The sequence below is a fragment of the Thermococcus sibiricus MM 739 genome (genome assembly GCF_000022545.1).
Classification (GTDB): Archaea; Methanobacteriota_B; Thermococci; order Thermococcales; family Thermococcaceae; genus Thermococcus_A; species Thermococcus_A sibiricus.
The window spans coordinates 1,625,502-1,644,536 of the sequence record NC_012883.1 but is presented as its reverse complement, the minus strand read 5'-3'; the positions used below and the strand labels follow the sequence as shown (position 1 = coordinate 1,644,536).

General features: G+C 39.5%; 19 protein-coding genes and 1 tRNA gene. 11 read left to right on the top strand and 9 right to left on the bottom strand.

Features of this window, described 5'->3' with window-relative positions; translation table 11 throughout:
• Nucleotides 1-54: 54 nt before the first annotated feature.
• Together TSIB_RS08880 and TSIB_RS08875 are read right to left on the bottom strand one after the other, a co-directional pair.
• Nucleotides 55-684 carry a hypothetical protein gene (locus TSIB_RS08880; RefSeq protein WP_015850091.1) on the bottom strand — a complete coding sequence of 210 codons (630 nt, stop codon included), beginning with the start codon at nucleotides 682-684 and terminating at the stop codon, nucleotides 55-57.
• Between the two features lie 23 nt (nucleotides 685-707).
• Nucleotides 708-785: transfer RNA gene (locus tag TSIB_RS08875), tRNA-Pro, on the bottom strand.
• Between the two features lie 92 nt (nucleotides 786-877).
• Here TSIB_RS08875 and TSIB_RS08870 point away from each other — a divergent pair.
• From TSIB_RS08870 to TSIB_RS08855, 4 genes are all read left to right on the top strand, one after another.
• Entirely contained in the window at nucleotides 878-1,933 is a 1,056-nt protein-coding gene (locus TSIB_RS08870) for a glycosyltransferase (RefSeq protein WP_015850090.1), read from the top strand.
• 66 nt (nucleotides 1,934-1,999) lie between these two features.
• Nucleotides 2,000-2,710 (top strand): RAD55 family ATPase, encoded by a 711-nt coding sequence (locus TSIB_RS08865; RefSeq protein ID WP_048160613.1) that lies wholly within the window; start codon nucleotides 2,000-2,002, stop codon nucleotides 2,708-2,710.
• Nucleotides 2,711-2,715: 5 nt separating this feature from the next.
• Entirely contained in the window at nucleotides 2,716-3,147 is a 432-nt protein-coding gene (locus TSIB_RS08860) for a hypothetical protein (RefSeq protein WP_015850088.1), read from the top strand.
• 84 nt (nucleotides 3,148-3,231) lie between these two features.
• A complete protein-coding gene (locus TSIB_RS08855; protein ID WP_015850087.1) occupies nucleotides 3,232-4,917 on the top strand; it encodes a DUF4910 domain-containing protein in 1,686 nt (561 codons plus the stop codon).
• Here the strand turns inward: TSIB_RS08855 and TSIB_RS08850 are convergent.
• Both TSIB_RS08850 and TSIB_RS08845 read right to left on the bottom strand, forming a co-directional pair.
• Nucleotides 4,894-5,229, bottom strand: coding sequence for a transcriptional regulator (locus tag TSIB_RS08850; protein ID WP_015850086.1), 336 nt, complete (start codon nucleotides 5,227-5,229; stop codon nucleotides 4,894-4,896). The genes TSIB_RS08855 and TSIB_RS08850 overlap by 24 nt on opposite strands.
• A 38-nt stretch (nucleotides 5,230-5,267) precedes the next feature.
• A complete protein-coding gene (locus tag TSIB_RS08845) occupies nucleotides 5,268-5,927 on the bottom strand; it encodes a metallophosphoesterase (RefSeq protein WP_015850085.1) in 660 nt (219 codons plus the stop codon).
• A gap of 565 nt (nucleotides 5,928-6,492) precedes the next feature.
• Here TSIB_RS08845 and TSIB_RS08835 point away from each other — a divergent pair.
• Complete coding sequence (locus tag TSIB_RS08835) at nucleotides 6,493-7,287, top strand: nitrilase (RefSeq protein ID WP_015850083.1); 795 nt, start codon at nucleotides 6,493-6,495, stop codon at nucleotides 7,285-7,287.
• Nucleotides 7,288-7,534: 247 nt separating this feature from the next.
• Here TSIB_RS08835 and TSIB_RS08830 read toward each other — a convergent pair whose 3' ends face one another.
• Together TSIB_RS08830 and TSIB_RS08825 are read right to left on the bottom strand one after the other, a co-directional pair.
• Nucleotides 7,535-8,332: a hypothetical protein gene (locus TSIB_RS08830; RefSeq protein ID WP_048160609.1), complete on the bottom strand. Its 798-nt coding sequence runs from the start codon at nucleotides 8,330-8,332 to the stop codon at nucleotides 7,535-7,537.
• A 4-nt stretch (nucleotides 8,333-8,336) separates the two neighbouring features.
• The gene (locus TSIB_RS08825; RefSeq protein ID WP_015850081.1) at nucleotides 8,337-9,557 is read right to left on the bottom strand and encodes a C39 family peptidase; all 1,221 of its coding nucleotides are present in this window, start codon (nucleotides 9,555-9,557) and stop codon (nucleotides 8,337-8,339) included.
• Nucleotides 9,558-9,721: 164 nt separating this feature from the next.
• Here TSIB_RS08825 and TSIB_RS10475 point away from each other — a divergent pair, with 164 nt between their 5' ends.
• The 3 genes from TSIB_RS10475 (at nucleotide 9,722) to TSIB_RS08815 (ending at nucleotide 13,098) form a co-directional block, all read left to right on the top strand.
• Nucleotides 9,722-9,874: a hypothetical protein gene (locus TSIB_RS10475; RefSeq protein ID WP_015850080.1), complete on the top strand. Its 153-nt coding sequence runs from the start codon at nucleotides 9,722-9,724 to the stop codon at nucleotides 9,872-9,874.
• 87 nt (nucleotides 9,875-9,961) lie between these two features.
• Nucleotides 9,962-12,685 carry an alanine--tRNA ligase gene (gene alaS / locus TSIB_RS08820; protein WP_048160607.1) on the top strand — a complete coding sequence of 908 codons (2,724 nt, stop codon included), beginning with the start codon at nucleotides 9,962-9,964 and terminating at the stop codon, nucleotides 12,683-12,685.
• Nucleotides 12,686-12,747: 62 nt separating this feature from the next.
• A complete protein-coding gene (locus tag TSIB_RS08815) occupies nucleotides 12,748-13,098 on the top strand; it encodes a hypothetical protein (protein ID WP_228359805.1) in 351 nt (116 codons plus the stop codon).
• A gap of 243 nt (nucleotides 13,099-13,341) precedes the next feature.
• Here the strand turns inward: TSIB_RS08815 and TSIB_RS08810 are convergent, their stop codons facing one another.
• The 3 genes from TSIB_RS08810 to TSIB_RS08800 form a co-directional block, all read right to left on the bottom strand.
• Nucleotides 13,342-13,824: a hypothetical protein gene (locus TSIB_RS08810; RefSeq protein WP_048160606.1), complete on the bottom strand. Its 483-nt coding sequence runs from the start codon at nucleotides 13,822-13,824 to the stop codon at nucleotides 13,342-13,344.
• Nucleotides 13,825-13,837: 13 nt separating this feature from the next.
• On the bottom strand, nucleotides 13,838-15,190 hold the full coding sequence (locus tag TSIB_RS08805) for a hypothetical protein (protein ID WP_015850076.1): 1,353 nt from the start codon (nucleotides 15,188-15,190) through the stop codon (nucleotides 13,838-13,840).
• Nucleotides 15,191-15,372: 182 nt separating this feature from the next.
• Nucleotides 15,373-16,131, bottom strand: coding sequence for a Nif3-like dinuclear metal center hexameric protein (locus TSIB_RS08800; RefSeq protein ID WP_015850075.1), 759 nt, complete (start codon nucleotides 16,129-16,131; stop codon nucleotides 15,373-15,375).
• A 93-nt stretch (nucleotides 16,132-16,224) separates the two neighbouring features.
• On the opposite strand from TSIB_RS08800, the gene TSIB_RS08795 reads away from it, so the two are divergent.
• Genes TSIB_RS08795 through TSIB_RS08785 form a run of 3 tightly spaced genes read left to right on the top strand, consistent with a single transcriptional unit; the run spans nucleotide 16,225 to nucleotide 19,032 of the window.
• A complete protein-coding gene (locus TSIB_RS08795) occupies nucleotides 16,225-17,991 on the top strand; it encodes a tRNA uridine(34) 5-carboxymethylaminomethyl modification radical SAM/GNAT enzyme Elp3 (protein WP_048160604.1) in 1,767 nt (588 codons plus the stop codon).
• Nucleotides 17,992-18,026: 35 nt separating this feature from the next.
• On the top strand, nucleotides 18,027-18,542 hold the full coding sequence (locus TSIB_RS08790) for a YkgJ family cysteine cluster protein (protein WP_015850073.1): 516 nt from the start codon (nucleotides 18,027-18,029) through the stop codon (nucleotides 18,540-18,542).
• Complete coding sequence (locus TSIB_RS08785; protein WP_015850072.1) at nucleotides 18,532-19,032, top strand: NIP7 pre-PUA domain-containing protein; 501 nt, start codon at nucleotides 18,532-18,534, stop codon at nucleotides 19,030-19,032. The genes TSIB_RS08790 and TSIB_RS08785 overlap by 11 nt, the downstream gene beginning before the upstream one ends.
• Nucleotides 19,033-19,035 lie beyond the last annotated feature (3 nt).

Sequence of the window (19,035 nt, the reverse complement as noted above, 5' to 3'; positions counted from 1 at the left end):
AAGTCTGGCCAAGAAAAACTGATATAGACTTTGTGAAAAATTGGAGAAAAAACTCTAGAGTTCTCTTTTTCCTTCAAAGAACTTAATTAGCTCTTCATCGCTTACATCGTCGTCTCCAAATCCAAGCTCTTTTTTCTGAAGTTCTATTAAACCTGGAGTGATCAAAGGTTCTCCGTTGAGCTTTGGAACAGCATAGTGGAGGGTGATTTCACTTAAGTTGTCAAGTCTTATCGTTGGGTTTTCTACATATTCAATTTCTTCAAGTCTTTTTCCATCTGCAATAAGCTTTGCCACTATTGAAGCCCCGTCAATCGAATATTGGGGTTTTCCTATGTGTCTAACTTTTACTCCTTTCATTTTTGAGGTTATAAACTCCTTGGTTCTCCCTTTGGGGATTGCATCTCCTAAAATGCCCCCAATGACTATTATGGTGTCATCTTCAATATCCTCTGGTTTAAGTTCTTCTTCGGCTTGAAGATCAAGAACAATAAGTTTTGAACACTCAAATGGAAACTTTGTGACAGTCTCACTTAAGACACTCCCCAGTTTTGCGAACTTTTCTCTCTCATCCGCTCTAACATTTGTAAAGATAAGTTTATCTTTCCACCACTGTGCCGCGTGAGAATATTCAAGCCAAAGCCACTCACTTATTTCTTCAAGATGCTCGATCAGTAGATATGGCATTATACTCACCTAGAAGTCTTTTTTGGTGGGGCCGCCGGGATTTGAACCCGGGTTTCCGGCTCCCGAAGCCGGAAGGATGGACCAAGCTACCCCACGGCCCCCCAGGGCTAACTTTTAAGAATCAAGTTATAAATCTTTCTAACCTAACAAAAATAAATATAAGGTCTGGGTTGCATAGTGTTGGGGGGTCCTCATGATATCCATAATAATACCAACGTACAATGAACGTGAAAATTTAGAGGAACTTTTTGAACGAATTTCAAGAGCATTAGAAGATAGAGATTTTGAAATAATAATAGTGGACGATGATTCCCCCGATAAAACTTGGGAAAAAGCAGAAATCCTCGGAAAAATATATCCTGTGAGGGTTATACGAAGAACAAACGAAAAAGGCCTTTCTTCAGCAGTTATAAGAGGGTTTGAAGAAGCTAATGGAGACATCATTGTGGTAATGGATGCTGATCTTCAGCACCCTCCAGAGGTTATCCCCAAACTAATAGAAGCTATTGAACATGGAGCAGATATATCGATAGCTAGCAGGTATGTTAAGGGAGGAAAGGCTGAAAATTGGTACTGGTGGAGGAAGGTTATTTCCAAAGGTGCTATCATGGTTGGAAGGGTCGCATTACCTAAAATACGGAATATAAAAGATCCAGTAAGTGGATTCTTTGCTTTCAAACGGGAGGTCATCGAAAATGTCAATTTAAACCCTGTGGGCTTTAAAATACTTTTGGAGATCCTCATAAAAGGAAAGTATGAAAAAGTTATTGAGATTCCATTTACATTTGGGTTAAGAAAGGGCGGAGAAAGTAAATTGAGTCAGAAACAGATTTTTAATTATTTAAAGCATCTTTACCGCTTAATGAGATGGGAAGGAGAAATAGATAGGTTGGTAAAGTTCTCTGTTGTAGGTTTAAGTGGGGTTTTGGTCAATGAAGGGACATTATGGGGATTTGTTGAGTTTTTAGGTTGGGACAAAAGGTTAGCTGTACTTCCTGCTACAGAGCTTTCAGTATTGAATAATTTTGTATGGAATGATATTTGGACATTTAAAGACCTTAAAAGAAAAGCCCTTTATTTACGACTTTTGAACTTCCACTTTGCGGCTCTTACGGGGGCATTGGTTCAATGGGCCATTTACCTAGTTCTCCTTCATGTGGGCCTCCATTATTTAGTTGCGAATTTAATTGGAATTGGATTTTCATTTATAGTGCGTTTTCTCTTTAATCGAAATATTACATGGGGATGATTCGCCTATCCTTAAAGAAAAAGAAATAAATATTTCTGTGCCAAAATACAAATGGAGGAGAACATAATGGAAAATAAATCACTCCCAATATATAGCCGCGTCTCTACTGGAGTAAAAGGGCTTGACAACCTCATCGGTGGAGGGCTCATCCCCGGCAGAGTCTACGTTGTTACCGGGCCCCCGGGTAGTGGCAAAACCACCTTGGGAATCCAGTTTCTAGTTGAAGGAGCTAAGAACGGGGAAAAGGGAATTTATATTTCTCTGGTTGATGACTCCAAGACTATAATCCAAGATATGCTCTATTATAGGTTCAATCTTCTGTCCCATATTCGAAGCAAAAAGATTGTGATATATGACTTAGGAGCCGTTTTAAGTCAAGGAGGCAAAAAACCAACATGGAAGGAGATTTTAAAGGAAATAAAAAGGATTATATTACATGAAAATGCAAAAAGAGTTGTTATAGATTCCTTTACTCCATTAGAATTCATGGTACAAGACCCTGAAAATAAACGAAAAGAAGTTGTGGGCCTAATAAAACTGCTTTCTACCATGGAAATAACAGCAATCGTAATAACGGAGATGATAGAATCCGAAAAATACACAGATGACTACTATGTGGCCAGTGGGGTGGTAATAATGCATCATTTTATGAGACAGTACAACATGATAAGAGCACTTCAAATACTAAAAATGAGAGGGACTTCCCATGATAGTAATTTGAAGAAAATAAAGATCACAGAAAATGGTATAGAGGTGTACAATGAAGCACCTTGGTGAGTAATATGAATGAAAAGGCAACCAAAAGGCAAAAACTTATAAAAGAGGCTTACAGGCTTGGATACTTTGTTGGATATAAGGGGCATACAGAATGGGTCTCCTGGATCTTCAAGAAAAAGAGAGAGATCTACGAAAAGGCAGAGTTCTTTAGTATATATAATGAAGTAAGGGCAGCATATGAAAAAGGCATAGAAGACGGAAAGATCAGAAGATTAAAAGAAATAGAACTCGGACTCAGTAAATTAGAATCTGAGATCATCCCAGAGGGTACAAAAGAAGCCACCAAAACCAAAGAAAAAGAAGAAATTGAAGAAGATTACCAGGCATTTGCAAAAACGCCAAAGATAATGGAACCTCCCGAGATAATAAAACTCATAAAATCCATAGAAGCTCCAAAAATGCTTTCCTTACCCAAGATACTTGGTGAAGAAGATTGAGTCCTCTACTTTAATGAAAGAAGCTTTTGGAAGAGAAGGGTAAACTTTATTGATATTTCTAACTTATTTTATCTGGTGTTGTGAATGAGAAAGTTTTTGAAAGAAAGTGAAGTTTTTGATCCTGAAAATGTTATAGGCCATATTGGAGAGCTCACCAAGTTCCACAGAATTCAGGGTTCAAAAGAGATGGTACAAGCTGCAAGGTACATTATGGAAGAGTTGAGAATAAATGGAATAAAAGCAGAACTTCTAGAGGAAGTATATGATGGGAAAAAATGGCATTTAACACTGGTCTCCCCCATTGCATGGGATTTAATTTATGGAGAGATAGTGATAGGGAGAGAGAAGATAACGACATCAAGAACTCCCTTAGTAGTAATGGCCCACTCCCCACCAGGAGAAACTGAGGGGGAAGTTATAACAATTGAAAAAGATGAAGACTGGGAAAAGGCAAAAGAAAAAGTAGTTCTAATCGGCGAAAAATGGCATGAAAATTATAAAAAGGCCAATGAAAATGGAGCTTTAGGATTTATAGCGTATAGAAAAGGTTCTGGTAAAGCTTTTCCTTATATAGGGTTATTCTTAACAAAAAGGGACTTAGAATGGGCGAAGATCCCAGCAGTTGCTCTTAGTGAAGATCTCGCAAATAAGATTATCCAGAAGCTCAAGAAAGGGAAGAAAGTAGAGGTAAAATTAAAAGTTGAGAGTGTCATCTCAGAGAAACAAACCTTACCTCTTGTATATGCTAAAATAGGAAGTCCTCCATACATTCTCTTTACGGCGCATATGTGCCATCCTAAACCTGGAGCAAATGATAATGCAAGTGGTGCGGCCATGTTGATAGAGCTGGCCAGAATTCTCAAAGAGTTTTACTATGACTCCTTCAGATTTGGATTTGCATTTCTCTGGATTCCAGAGCACTATGGTACCCAGGCTTTTATAGAAAATTGGGCCCGTCTTGAAGAGTACTATGCAGTGATAAATCTAGACATGGTTGGTGGTAGTGAAGACAGATCTGGATCAACTATAATGGTAATAAAAACACCTCTTTCACGATTCTCTATAATATCCGGACTACTGGAGTACTTCATTAACTTAGCAAACTCCGGAGGAGAAAGTTTTGGTGGAAGTCCATTACCAAAGATGAAAATGAAAAGCTATTCCTACGAGATGGGAAGCGATCATGATGTTTTCAACTTTTTTGGGATTCCAAGTGTAATGCCTATAACATGGCCCGATAAGTTTTACCATTCAAGCGAGGACACAATTGAGAAAATTAGTAAAGATAGTCTTGAAATTATTGGAAAAGCGGTCTTATCCACAGCATTAGCTCTCTCAAAAGGGGATGAGAAGGAGCTTAAGAGATTTGCAAGGGCTTATATAATGAAGTATTTAGGAGAATTAAACATGGAAAGAGACCTTGAAGTGGCCGAGAAGCTTGTCATGGACGGATTATACAGGGATTCAAGATTTTTGGGTCTACACATTGGTCATGAATTTAAATATGAACCTTGGTTGGATTGGAAAAAGAAAGGGCTAATCTCCCCGAGGTCTATAATGCAAATAGACAAAGATAAAGGAGAAAAATTGACCAAAATTTTGGAGGATAGAAAAACAGCGATTCTTCTTCATGAGTTGTTAATGCTCGGAGAAATGTTACCAAAAGAGGAAGCTTACACAGCATTAAAAGAAGAATTTGGGGATATAGATCGTGAAAAACTTGAAAAGGCCCTTGAGATATTAAAATCATTGAATATTATCTCTTTTTAGTTCTTTTTCCAGCTCATTTATCTTTTTTACCATATTTTCCCTGATTTTTGTCAAAAGTTCTGCTGGTGAGACTGCTGAATAAACATAGCCAAGCCATCCCTTCTGTATGAGCTCTCTTTTAAGAACTCCTCGTCTATAAAGGTTGAGTACATGCTCCCTGACGCTTCTTTCACTTATTCCAAGCTCCTCTTTTATTTCTGTAATATGCATAGCACTGTTCTTTTCAAGAAGGAGCTGGTATATCCTGAGTTCATTTTTCTTAAAACCGAGGTTTTTTAACAAGCCCTCTAGTTTCTCATAGATGTCCCCCATACCCAATTCACACCTATGAAGATTTATCTTCATATATTTTAAGTTTTTGGGTTGAGTTCAATAACTCCAAGGTATGTACCATCAGGTAAATATGCTTCTCCCATTGGAGATTGCTTTAAGAAGGGCACCATTTTTATTCCCTCTCTAACATCAAAACCTTCTATGTAAGGATTTACAGTGGGGAGGATCAAAAATTTGTTAATTTTAAAAAAACATTTAGTTTTCTTAACTGCGCTTCCGATTCTTACACTAATTGCGGGGTGTATATGGCCCAAGATAGCCTTCTCAAATTTAACACCCGGAAGCAGCTGATGCCCATGGAGAAAAAGTGTGCCATCAAGAAGAAAGTAATCTGTAATTTTTATGTTATCAAAGGCCTCTGTTATTTCTTCTATCTTTCCATCGTGATTCCCCTTTGTAATAACGGTTTTAAACTCACTAATTTCAGAAAAGAATTCAATTAGGAGCTTCTTAGTGAACGCTCCCAATCCAATGGGTTCTTTAACATCTCCTAGAATAATAAGTAAATCGGGATTCTTTGACTTTATAAAATCTGCAAGGAACTTTTCAAACCTTGTTCTGATTCTTAAACCTCTTGAAAGTTCGAATCCTATGTGAGGATCTGCTAATACAAGAGTTTTTCCAAGAGAAGTCTCGAAGTCAAGGGAAAGTTTTTCATAAAGTGGAAAAACCTCCATTGTTACCACTCAAAAAGGGGAAGTGTAAAGATAAGGGAAGGATATCAAATAATCCCTCTTTCCTTCTTTCTCTGCCTCTTTAATCTCCTAATTCTCTTTTTTATCCATTTCCATCTCATTCTTCCTTTCTTTTTCCATTTCCTTGGTCTTCTCTTCATGATCATCACCCCAATAATCGTTCCAGACTAAGCTCACTTCGCTTGGTTTTTAAGCTTTTCCCCCAAAAGAAATTAGATTATAGCAAAAACAAAAAGAACAAAACAAGAGGGTTTGAAAGAGATTTTGACTAATCAGAGCTTTTTCTTTATTTCAAATATCTACCAGGAATTTAAGCCCGTTATACCTTATAAAAAGCTTTTAGCTTATGATTTATTGTCCTTGTGATGTTATTAGCAAACTTTTATGCAAACAAAGAATAGTTTAATCTTTGAATTATATTAAAAGCCTCAAAAGATGTGTATTTGGATTCAGTGAATTATATTTTGAAATGTTGCGTTCCAATAGTAGAGATGGCTTTCGATAAGTTATTAATCATCCAACCCATATATCTAATGAGGGGTACATAATGAAGATCGGGTTTATCCAAATGGAACCGAAGCTTTTGGATCTAAATGCTAATTTAAGCAAAGCTGAAACGCTGATAAAAGATGCCGCAAAACAAAATGCTAAGTTAATTGTATTACCGGAGCTTTTTGATGTAGGGTATAATTTTGAAACCAAGGAAGAAGTGGAAGAAATAGCTCAGCAAATCCCGGATGGTGAAACAACCCAATTTCTAATGGAGCAGGCAAAGGAGCATGATATGTTTATAGTGGCCGGGACTGCGGAAAAAGATGAAAAAGGGAAACTCTATAATTCTGCCGTAATAGTAGGCCCAATAGGAGGGGGCTATATAGGGAAGTATCGCAAGATTCATCTATTTTACAGGGAGAAGCTCTTCTTTGAGCCCGGAAATCTCGGGTTTCATGTGTTCAACATAGGCATAGCGAAAGTTGGAATTATGATATGTTTTGACTGGATTTTTCCAGAAGCCATGAGAACTCTTGCTCTTAAAGGAGCTGACATAGTTGCACATCCTGCAAACCTCGTTCTGCCCTACGCACCAAAGGCCATGCCAATAAGGAGCCTTGAAAACAGGGTGTTTAGCATAACCGCAAATAGAATCGGAGAGGAGAGGGGGTTGAGATTCATAGGGATGAGCCAGATAAACTCACCAAAAGCAGAGATCCTGCTCAGGGCAAGCGAGAACAAGGAGGAAGTTGGATTAGTGGAAATAAACGTAGAGAAAGCAAGGAATAAAAAGCTTAACGAGTTCAATGACCTGTTTAAAGATAGGAGACCTGAACATTATGTTATCTAACCAATGGGGGCCATTTTGTTAATTTTTTCTCACTTCTTAAGCAATCTCACCTTAAAACAAAAGATTAAAAGAAGAAGGTTTACATAAAAAAATGGAATGATGAGTCTGGAGCCCCCTGAGTGGTGAGGAGGTTTCGCGGGGCTGACCGCAATAATGTTCCGGCTTAATGGACAGGGGTTCGTGAAAGCTTATCAGAGTTTTCAAGTTCGAACCATGCCTTTGATTTGCAATTGCAACAATCTTTAACTTATCTAAGTTCCCCAATAAACCGGAGAAAATTTTCAGTTTCGTTGGCGTTCCCAACAAGGAAGATTAGCCTTTGGTACCCAACTTCTCCCGAGCATTCGAGATATATCATGGTTGTCCCATTTGAGAGCAAACTCTTGCTCTCCGCTCTCCGTTTTGTTATAATGTTCTGCTCCTTAAATCCCCTCAGTTTTAAGTTCTTCAAAGATTTATCATACGCCTTCCGGCATAGGGATCCTCCTAATGGGCAGAAAGTATGGCACCGCCAAACGTATACTGCAACATAATACTGGGAGATCTTTCCTGCCCATAATCCACCATAGCGCTTGGGTAGGAAGGGATAACCCTCAAGCCAGTTATCATCATAGTCCTTAGAAGATGCTCCAAGGGCATAAGCTGTTCGAAATGCAACTCCTTGCGGGGGTGAGTCTATATTCATGCTTGTTAAGATTAGGAAAAGAACGAAAACAATGAAAACAGTACGCTTGCTTTTTTGTGTAATTTTGGATACAAAATGGGAGAATATAATACTCGGCACAAATATTCCAATAATCCAAGCTACCCATCCCTGAATTTTATAAAGGTCAGAAAAAAGTGCCCAACATTCCTCAACTACTTTGGAAAACAACAAGCTCCCTCCAAATGCAGCAAATCCAATTAGAGGCTTTTCGCTAGTAAACGAGAAGACGAGGGCAAATATAAAGAAGGGAACAAACAGTATTGTCCTGTCAGACAATTTAAACAAAACTCCAACAAGGAAAAAGAATGAAACAAGCAAAAGAACAAAATTTTTCTTCATGGGTTTACACCTCTGTTGCAGTGATGAAACTTGCCGCTGCACTTGTCCAGTCATTCCAAGCTATGTAATCATCTTCTCCCGGCTTGTTAGGATCGTGAACAATTATGTAACTTAACTCAACATATTCTAAACCACCATCGTTGTACTTCCATCCGGTATAGCCAATTACTGCAACCGCATGACCATTAAACCAGTGATAATTCATGCTTAGTACAAATGGCTGATTGTCGTCAATTTCTCGAATTACATCGCTTTCGGATACATAGAAATCAGTATAAGCAGAAAATTCATGAGATATACTTTCTGAGACTATGCCTTCTTGTAAAAGTTGATTATACTCCTCGTCAAAAAGTGCTATACCAGCTGTAACTTGTTGTGGAGCGAGGGTGCCTCCCCCATTTAGTGTGCCCATTGTGTGGTGTAAAATATCGATTATTGCCTCCCTGTTCCAATCGTCCTGTAATTGCAGTTCATAATATGCGATTATCATTGAGCCTGATATTGGAGCACATCCATCCCACTCTTCCCATGGATCGGGGTCCGGACCCACATTGTTTGGATACTGAATATCAGCATCTCCTGAGTCTGTGGATGTCCACGCTGGAACTCCATAAACCTTGTTCCAAATAAAAATTGGAGTAGATGACATTGGTACTGCCCCCTTTGTACTGGTGATAGCACTATTTGCAATTTTTTCCCATTCTTTTCTTGCTCTCTCTTTGTTGAATTTTAGTTCTACTTTCATTGGGTATTTTCTCACTTTCATGTCTCTTAAGCCTATTGTTTTTCCGTTTCCAATATTAATACCATAAGTTAGTGCTCCGTAATAGAGTAGTTTTCCAGCCTTATAGCCTTTCTTTTCTGCAAGTTCTTTAGCCTTCTCTAAATTCCAGCTTGGTGGTTCTGCCTTACTGAACTCCAAAACTGGAGGCATGTCTTTTCTTGCCGAAACAAGGATAAATCCGACATTTTTACCGTTTTTGAAGACTGCAAACTCATAAACGCTTTTCTCGCCATTGGGGAAATAGTACACGACAGGCTCTCCGAGAGTTGCATTCTCCCATTCTTTGAAGTCAGGGATATTGGCAGCAATCCAATTCACGTAGCTTCTGGCGGCTTTTTCAGCAAGCGGTAGAGGGATTTTATTACCCGACACTGCAGCACTTCCAAAAGAACTCAAAACCAGCAAACCGATTAATAAGACACTTAATTTCTTCCATTGCATCGAGCATCACTTAGGGAAGTTCTCATAAACTATTATATTATCAAGATACCTAAACTTTTTTTATTATGATAGTAAAATCTACTTCAAAGAAAAAGTAAGTGCTAAAAAGCCCGATCTCAAAATACACAAAAATTAAGAATTAAAAACTTTAGAGAGTAATTAAAATGCTGACAATATTGGGATTGTTTAGATGCCCTCCAACAGAAATTACCAGTGTAGACAAGATTCTTAACTACAGCGGGGATGAACAAAATTATATAATGCCTTTTGTCGTTGTTGATGAGGATGAGTTTGAAGACGTGGAGATTGACAAGTGATTCTGCATAATTTGTGAACTCCCCTTCAGACAAAGACTTTTTAATACGAAAAGCAACTTTTAGGTAGAGTAAAGGATGGTGATAATCATGGACATGAGCACAAGGATGTTCAAAGAGGAGGGCTGGTTAAGAAAGACTTGTAAAGTATGTGGAAAACCTTTCTGGACGATAGATCCGGATAGAGAGACATGTGGAGATCCTCCATGTGACGAGTATGAATTTATAGGCAAACCAGGTATTCCAAGGAAATACACATTGGAAGAGATGAGAGAAGCTTTTCTAAGTTATTTTGAAAGAAAAAATCATGGAAGGGTTAAGAGATACCCAGTACTCCCAAGATGGAGAGACGATGTTCTTTTAGTGGGTGCTAGTATCATGGATTTTCAGCCTTGGGTCATAAGTGGAGAAGCTGATCCCCCTGCAAATCCTCTCACAATCTCTCAACCCTCAATAAGGTTTACTGACATTGATAATGTTGGAATTACTGGCAGACACTTCACGATATTCGAGATGATGGCCCATCATGCTTTTAATTATCCCGGAAAGCCAATTTATTGGATGGATGAAACTGTGGAATACGCCTACGAGTTTTTCACTAAAGACCTCGGCATGAAAGGAGAGGATATAACCTTCAAGGAAAATCCATGGGCAGGAGGAGGAAATGCAGGGCCAGCTTTTGAAGTTCTTTACAGAGGATTAGAGGTAGCTACATTGGTTTTTATGCAATATAAATTGGCCCCACCCGATGCAGATCCTTCTCAAATAGTCGAGATTAAAGGAGACAAATATGTTCCAATGGATACAAGAGTTGTCGATACTGGATATGGCCTTGAAAGATTAGTTTGGATGAGCCAAGGGACACCAACAGCTTATGATGCTGTTCTTGGTTATGTTGTTAAACCTCTGAAGAGAATGGCTGGAATCGATAAAATAGACGATAGAATTCTCATGGAAAACTCTAGATTGGCTGGAATGTTCGATATAGAAGATATGGGAGATTTAAGAGTGCTAAGGGAAACAGTTGCTAAAAATGTAGATATGGCTCCGGATGAGCTAACAAGGCTTGTCAGGCCGTATGAGTTAATCTACGCAATAGCAGATCATACAAAGGCCCTAACGTTTATGTTGGCTGATGGGGTTGTTCCATCGAATGCTAAAGCTGGTTATTTGGCTAGATTACTCATAAGAAAGAGTATAAGACACCTTAGAGAATTAGGTCTACAGATTCCACTTAGTGAGATAGTGGCAATGCACATAAAGGAACTTCACAAGACATTTCCAGAGTTCAAAGAGATGGAAGATGTTGTCATTGATATGGTAAATGTTGAGGAAAGGAAATATGCTGACACATTGGACAGGGGTAATGATCTTGTCAGGAGGGAAATTGAAAGACTTAAGAAGCAGGGAGTTGGAGAGCTCCCACTGGAGAGATTGATGCTTTTCTACGAGAGTCATGGTTTAACCCCTGAGATTGTGAAAGAAATAGCTGAAAAAGAGGGCATGACAGTCCGCATTCCGGATAATTTCTACAGTCTCGTTGCTAAAGAAGCCGAAAAAGGTATTAAGGAGGAAGAAGAAAAGAAAATAGTAGATTTTGAGCTTGTTCAAGATTTGCCAGATACTAGAACTTTGTATTATGAAGAGCCGCTCATGAAAGAATTTGACGCTAAAGTGGTTGGAATAATAGAAGATTGGGTGGTTTTAGATGCAACGGCCTTTTACCCAGAAGGGGGAGGGCAACCCTGTGACTTGGGAGAGCTGAACGGTGTTGAAGTCTTAGATGTCCAAAAAGTTGGAAAGATAATCCTCCACAAGGTGAAAGAACCTGAAAAGTTCAAAGAAAGGGGAATTGTCCATGGAAAGATTAACTGGGAGAGAAGAATACAACATATGAGGCACCACACTGGTACTCACGTCCTTATGGGAGCTCTTGTTAGAGTCCTCGGAAAACATGTCTGGCAGGCAGGTTCCCAATTAAGCACTGATTGGGCCAGACTAGACATAGCCCACTATAAACGGGTAAGTGAAGAGGAACTTAAGGAGATAGAGCTCTTGGCAAATAGAATTGTGATGGAGGACAGAGAAGTAAAGTGGGAATGGCTACCAAGAACGGAGGCAGAGCAGAGGTATGGCTTTAGACTCTATCAGGGTGGAGTTGTACCAGGAAGAGTAATTAGAGTGCTTAACATTAAAGACTGGGATGTCCAGGCCTGTGGAGGTACGCATTTACCAAGAACTGGTTTAATAGGCCCTATAAAAATACTAAGAACTGAGAGAATCCAAGATGGTGTAGAGAGAATAATTTTCGCATGTGGTGAAGCCGCTATCAAAGAATGGCAAAAAGAGAGGGAGATTATAAGTAAAACGAGTGAAGTCTTTAGAGTACCTTTAGAAAAACTGCCCGAAACTGCGGGGAGATTCTTTGAAGAGTGGAAGCAAGCAAGGAAGGAAGTAGAGAAGCTCAACAAGGAGCTTGCAAAGCTTTTGGTTTATGAGCTTGAGAACAGAGTAGAGAAGATAGGAGAGATAGAGTTCATTGGAGCCGTAGTGGAAGGGGAGATAGACCACTTAAGAGAGGCCGCCCTCAAGCTCAAGAAGTCAAACCGTATTGTTGCCTTGATAAGTGAGGAGAGCAACGCAGTTGTTGTAACGGTTGGTGAGGACTTAAACTACAAGGCCGGCGATTTGATAAGGATAATCACGAGGGTCGCAGGTGGAGGCGGTGGAGGTAAGAAGGATCTTGCCCAAGGAAAGATAAAGAACATCCTAAAGGCCAAGGAAGCTCTTGAAGAGCTTAAGAAGGCCCTTTAATTTTTCAATTTTTTGGAGGGTTTAAGATCAAAATAAAAGCTCTCACTAACGAGATAATTATGATGTGTGAAGAGATGGGATTCAATGCTGTTAAAGAGCTTTCAACCATAGATGGAGCTAGGATAGATTTAGCTATTCTGAGAGAAAACGAAAAAATCTTGGCAATTGAATTTGAAAACTCCTATAAATGGATAAAGCAGAGGGTTCTTTACAATGCAATAAAGGTCCATAGGGATGGATTCAGTAGACTTTGGATCGTGTATCCCTTCAACAATAAACCCCTGAGAAATAGCTGGGTTGGAAGCTTTATAGAGGAACTTGGAGTGGAAGTTGAGGTTGTCCATCCTAAAGAAGTGGAGGAAAAAGTTAGAGACTTTTTAGCCAGTCTTGTTGGATATGACAGCAAGTTGTGATGGTTCTCATCAATCTAACGCTGGAGTCAATACTGAAGTGTGAACACTATTACGAGGCTTCTCTCTTGAGTGGTGTACCATCCCCCTCATCCATCACCCATCCAGCGGTAAGCTAACCTTTCTCCAGTGAGCTGAGCTCATGTTCATTCAAGCCCCGGCTTATGATGATAACCCCTTTTTCTTTAGGCAACGTTTTGAAATTGTCCAAAATAGTTACTTCGGTGAATCCGGCTTTCTGGATAATCACTTCTTTAGAGTTACTTTGCATTCTTTTTCTCTGCAGTTTAGTTCAATTTCAAATTTCAATTTGCTTGGGACAACAATACCGAGCCACCAGAATTCATAAACCTGTATCTCTCCAGTGATTGTGTGATTTCCCATTGAAGCGGGGTTTAAAGTAAATCCTACGTAACTACTCCTGCTTGGATTTTCCACTTTAATCAAAATATCGTTCTTAGTGTCAACTTTGATTAAAAATCCCTTAATAATGGGCAATTTGTCTTTAAACACGAGATAACATCCGAAATATTGTTCATTTAAGGCATTATACCTTGTACCCTTCCAACAATAAAGAGAAGAGGTGTAAGTAAGTTTGGAGTAGTCTGTGTACGTGTAGTAAGGATGCCATTCAAAGCCGTTCTCTGAGACTAGAGAATTTGTTGGAATCACTAAATTGAACAAGATTACATAAAAGAAATAAAATGCCAAAATGCTCCGCTTTCTCATGAATTTCACCTAATTATGGGTATTGTTCCAAAGTAATAAATATTGGAATTGAATACTCCCTAGCGAATAATACATCAGTCGGATAACCATCTGGATGGTTCGCAGCAATTCCGGGCCTTACTGTAAGATAGAACTTGATAATATCCTCTTCTAAGTCAAAGGGTAAATGCACAGTATATGTGTAATACTGACCAATTTCATCTGTTCCAATGTACTCCATTATAACACCTTGATATGTGATATGCTCAGGGCCCCGATAGTACTTGGTGAGCTCATCTGTACCAACATTATTGCGACTTTCTGCAGTTAGACCATCAAGTAAAATTGGTAGAAACCCTCCACCTTCAAGGTATATTGATGCAAGGTTTACTAAAGTTGTAAAGACTTCTCTGAATTGTGAGCTTGTGTAATCTCCATTAAATGCATCATAACTAAGTTCTATTTCTAATGGGAGATAATCTGAACTGAAATATCCTCCATAAAATTTGAATGTTGTACTTAGGGAATGGAAAACAAGTTTAGAATACTTATTGGTGTCTGCTGGAGAAACGGCATAACCCAATGATGTATATCCTTCTTGCCCATCATATAAGTGGGCATAATAACTGCCACTTTTTCTAGTGCCGTATATTGCAACTACAGCTCTCCCAACAACATCCCCATCATAGTCGTAGATATCAAAGTAGTCCTCTATTGGATACTGTGAAGGTGAGGGGACGTAGTAATATGAATTCACCGTTGCACTAGACAAAGCGAATTCTCCAACATTTAACACTGTGTCAGAATTGAGTTCAAATGGCCCAAATATGAGTGCTGTTTCTTTATTGGATATAGCCCTCCTATGAAATTTCGAAGCTATGTGATCATACTCAATTAATATATTGCCGTTCTCAGTTCTTATCAACATTTCTTTCGGTTTAGTCATGAATGTTATCTCAGTGTTTCCTGTGGGAATAGTTGATCTTTTGTCAGTGTCTATTATTGTGATACTTTTTACAATGTCATGATTTGGCTTTATTTTCCAAAGTATATCTACTTTCTGTTTCTTTGAAGAACCAATAACCAGCACTGTCCTAACATCGTGTTGGGTAATGAATGTAATTTTTGAGAGTTTTATGTTTTTGAAATGATATTTTTCAACCTGTTTTATTGTGGTACCATTCTCAGTTATGGTAACGCTAGTAGGTCTTTCATTTAATGATATAATTGTACCATTTTCCATCTTAATACTAAACTCTTGCTGAACAATCTTGCTTAGAGAAATCGATAATTGTTGCATCCCTTGCAATTCCTTTGCACTAGCTATCTCTCCTATCGCTCCCAAAACCAACAATCCTACTATTAAACTTAAGAGTTTCCTCCACATTGTGGAATCTCCTAAAAAATTTTCGTGGTTCGGGCATGGGGGCGCTTAGAGGGGGCCCTCATTACCATTAACAATAGCTCATTAGAACTTTTTAAACTTTTATATTGAGAAAAGTAATTGATAGTGTTATTTCATAAAAAACTAAGATCACAACTGAGCATGAGAAAAGAAAGTAAAAGACCTCACAACCCAGTCGGATTGTCAATGAACACCGTTTTGACTCTAAACTTTTCCCTTAGGACGGGCATTAGCGCCTTAACTCCTAGGGTTTCACTCGCGTAGTGTCCAGCGGCAATAACGCTTAGCCTTCCTTCCTTTGCCGTATGGTAGTCGTCATGCAAAAATTCTCCCGTTATGAATAAATCCACTCCTTTTTCTATTGCCTCCGGTATGGTAAACCCGCCTCTGCCACTTACAACGGCAACCCTCTTTATCTCCTCAACCCCGAATTCATAGGCCTTCACATAGTCAGTTTTCAACTTTTCCACGAGTATTTGAGCAACTAAAGGCAGCGGTTTTGGTTCATCAAATTCGGATGTATATCCTATGCTTAAACCATTATAGCTTCCAAAGGGTTCCTTTGGCTCCAATCCCAAAAGTTTCAAAAGTTGGACGTTGTTCCCCACTTCGGGATGAAGGTCAAGGGGAAGGTGAGCTGCATAGAGGTTCAGCTCGTTCTCAAGAAGGAACTTGAGCCTTTTCTGCACAAGCCCCCTGACGTATTCTATTCCTCCCCATATAAGGCCATGGTGAACTATTAGCATATCAGCATCGAATGCGCGGGCTTTAATAAAGGTGTCCATACAGGCATCGATGGCAAAGGCAATCTTTTCAACTTCCTCTTTTCCTTCCACTTGCAGACCATTGCGGGATTTATCAGGAAAAGAGTTTATGTCTAGGTATTCATCAAGGAAGTTTACAATTTCATCTTTGTTAACCATTTTTCTTCACCGAAATTAGTATTCTCTACTGCTTAAAACACTTTTCAGGTGAAGACTTTTAAATGCCCACACTATCTTATGAACGTGATGAGGATGGAAGAAAAATACCGAAAGGCCTGCGAGGAAATTGCAAAGGTGATAATATCTGGCGAGATTAAGGATAAGGATCAACTTAACAGGTTTAAGGTTAAAATAGCTAGGAAATATCATCTAAGTAAGCTCCCTACTAATTCAGACATTCTCAGGGTGATGAGGAAAGACCAGAGGGAGAAGTTTAAGGAGTTTCTTAAGAAGAAGCCAACAAGAACTATAAGTGGAGTGGCCGTTGTGGCCATGATGACAAAACCTTTCCCATGCCCCCATGGTAGGTGTATTTATTGCCCCGGAGGGCCGAGTGAAGGTTCTCCGCAGAGTTATACTGGAAAAGAACCTTCGGCTTTGAGAGCTCTTCAGAATGTTTATCATCCTTACCTTATAATGATGAACCGCCTAAAGCAGCTCTACGACATTGGCCACGATATAGACAAGGTTGAAGTTATCATCCAAGGTGGAACTTTCCCAGCTGTGGATCTAGATTACCAGGAATGGTTCATTAAAGAGGCCTTCAAAGCTATGAATGACTTTTCACATTTCAAAGACATTGAAAACCTTGAGGAAAAGATAAGGAATGCAGTTCTCTTTGGAGATATTGATAAAGATCCACTCTTTAAAGCAGCCTGGGAAAGAACACACAAGAAACCTTACTACTATCTCGAAGAGGAGCAGAGGAAAAATGAAAAGGCAAAAGTCAGGATGGTGGGATTGACGATTGAAACAAGGCCCGATTGGGCTATGGAAAAGCAAATAGATAGAATGCTGAAGCTCGGGACAACGAGAGTAGAGCTTGGCGTTCAAACGGTGTTTAACTTCATCTACGAGAGGGTTAAGAGAGGACACACTGTTGAGGACACTTTAAGGGCTACACAGCTCCTCAAAGATGCCGGTCTCAAGATAAACTACCACATGATGCCGGGCTTACCGGGAAGCAACTTTGAGAGAGACTTAAAGGCATTTCAGATAATCTTCGAGGACGAACGCTTCAGGCCTGATATGCTTAAGGTTTACCCCACATTGGTTACGAAGGATACGATCCTTTATAGGTGGTATAAAGAAGGAAAATACAGGCCTTATACAACCGAAGAGGCTGTTGAACTGCTTGTTGAAGTTTACAAGATGCTTCCTAAGTGGGTTAGGGTCATGAGAATTCAGAGAGACATTCCAGTGCAACTCGTTGAAGCGGGTGTAAAGCATTCTAATCTTGGTCAACTGGTCTTTAATGAACTTGTGAGAAGGGGAATAAGACCTAGAGAGATTCGTTTTAGAGAAGTTGGACACCAGATGCAGAAGTTTGGGATAGAGCCCGAAGTGGAACACATCAAACTTTTGAGAGAGGATTATGAGGCGAGTGAAGGTCACGAGATATTCCTGAGCTTCGAGGATGTGAAGAACGATATTCTAATTGGCTTCATAAGGCTTAGAATTCCAAGTGAAAAAGCTCACAGGAAAGAAATAAACTGCTGTCCGTCTGCTATAGTTAGGGAGCTCCACGTTTACGGGCCACTGGTACCAATAGGTGGAAAGCCGAAGTACGAGTGGCAGCACCGCGGTTACGGAAGGGAGCTCTTAGCTGAGGCTGAGAGAATAGCCTTTGAAGAATTTGACAGAAAGAAAATGCTTATCATAAGTGGGGTTGGTGTTAGGGAGTACTACAGAAAGTTTGGCTATAGAAAGGATGGGCCATATGTAAGCAAGAGACTTGATAAAAATGGGCATGCCAACTTCGTGAAAAGCCAGGAGTTTGATGGGCATTTGAACACTTGAACTGGGGATGCACTTAAAAAAGCACGGGGATAAAGATGAGGTTCAAACCAAAACCACTGAAAGATGATGTAAACTTTGAGTGCAAATTCTGTCTCGACTGCTGTAGAGGTAGGTTTATCTACTTGACTATTTCAGATATAGCCAACATTATGGCTCATGGCCACGATCCGCAGGATTTCGTTCTTATGACTGCTGAAGGAGGGAAAATAAGGTTTTTTTTGGCTTACAGAGAGTGGGATCTCGGATGTATTTTTCATGACCCAGAGACCGGAAAGTGCAAAATCCACTCCTACAATCCACTAATATGCAAAATCTATCCTTTTATGGTCTCTCACAAGCCGCTTGGGATTGAAGGTGAGGAGCCTTTTGAATACAAGGGAGAAAATCTCTGGCTATATTACGATGAAAGCTGCCCTGGCATTGGCGAGGGGGAGAAGATAATAAAGAAGGAAGATATAGCTGAGCTTGGGTTGAAGTTTCAGAAGGAGTCTGAAAAGACTGATTTAGATGGTTTAAGCAGGCTCTTAAACGGTGAGTACAATGGAACTTAGATACAGAAGGGCTTCGTCTTGGGAGTTTGATTTGATAATGAAAGAAGCAGAGAAGTTTGGGGAGCTAAAGCACGAGTTTTTTGGGATAGTTGAGGGGAAGTTCAGGGATGTTTATGCGGTAAACGGAGAAGTTTGGAGAAGAATAGAGAGCTTGAAGATAAAACCCTATGCATTCGGAACCTTTGTGGGCACAATAAAGGTTGACAGAAATCTTGTTGAAAAGTTTTATCCCAACATCGAGTTTTTCTACTTTGTTGATATCAAACAGAACTTTGCTATTCTAAAACCAAAAACAGCTTTCCTCTTCACAACCGGCAAAGACGTGCCCAAAAATGGGGTCAAAGAGTACAGCTGGAAAGGGAGTAAAAAGTTGGTTATCCTAAATGAGGAAGGTATAATCCTTGGATTAGGCCTTATAAACCCAAAAAGCAATGGGAAGTTCATCAAGAACATCACTGACATTGGAGAATTCATAAGACGACATAAATGAGGG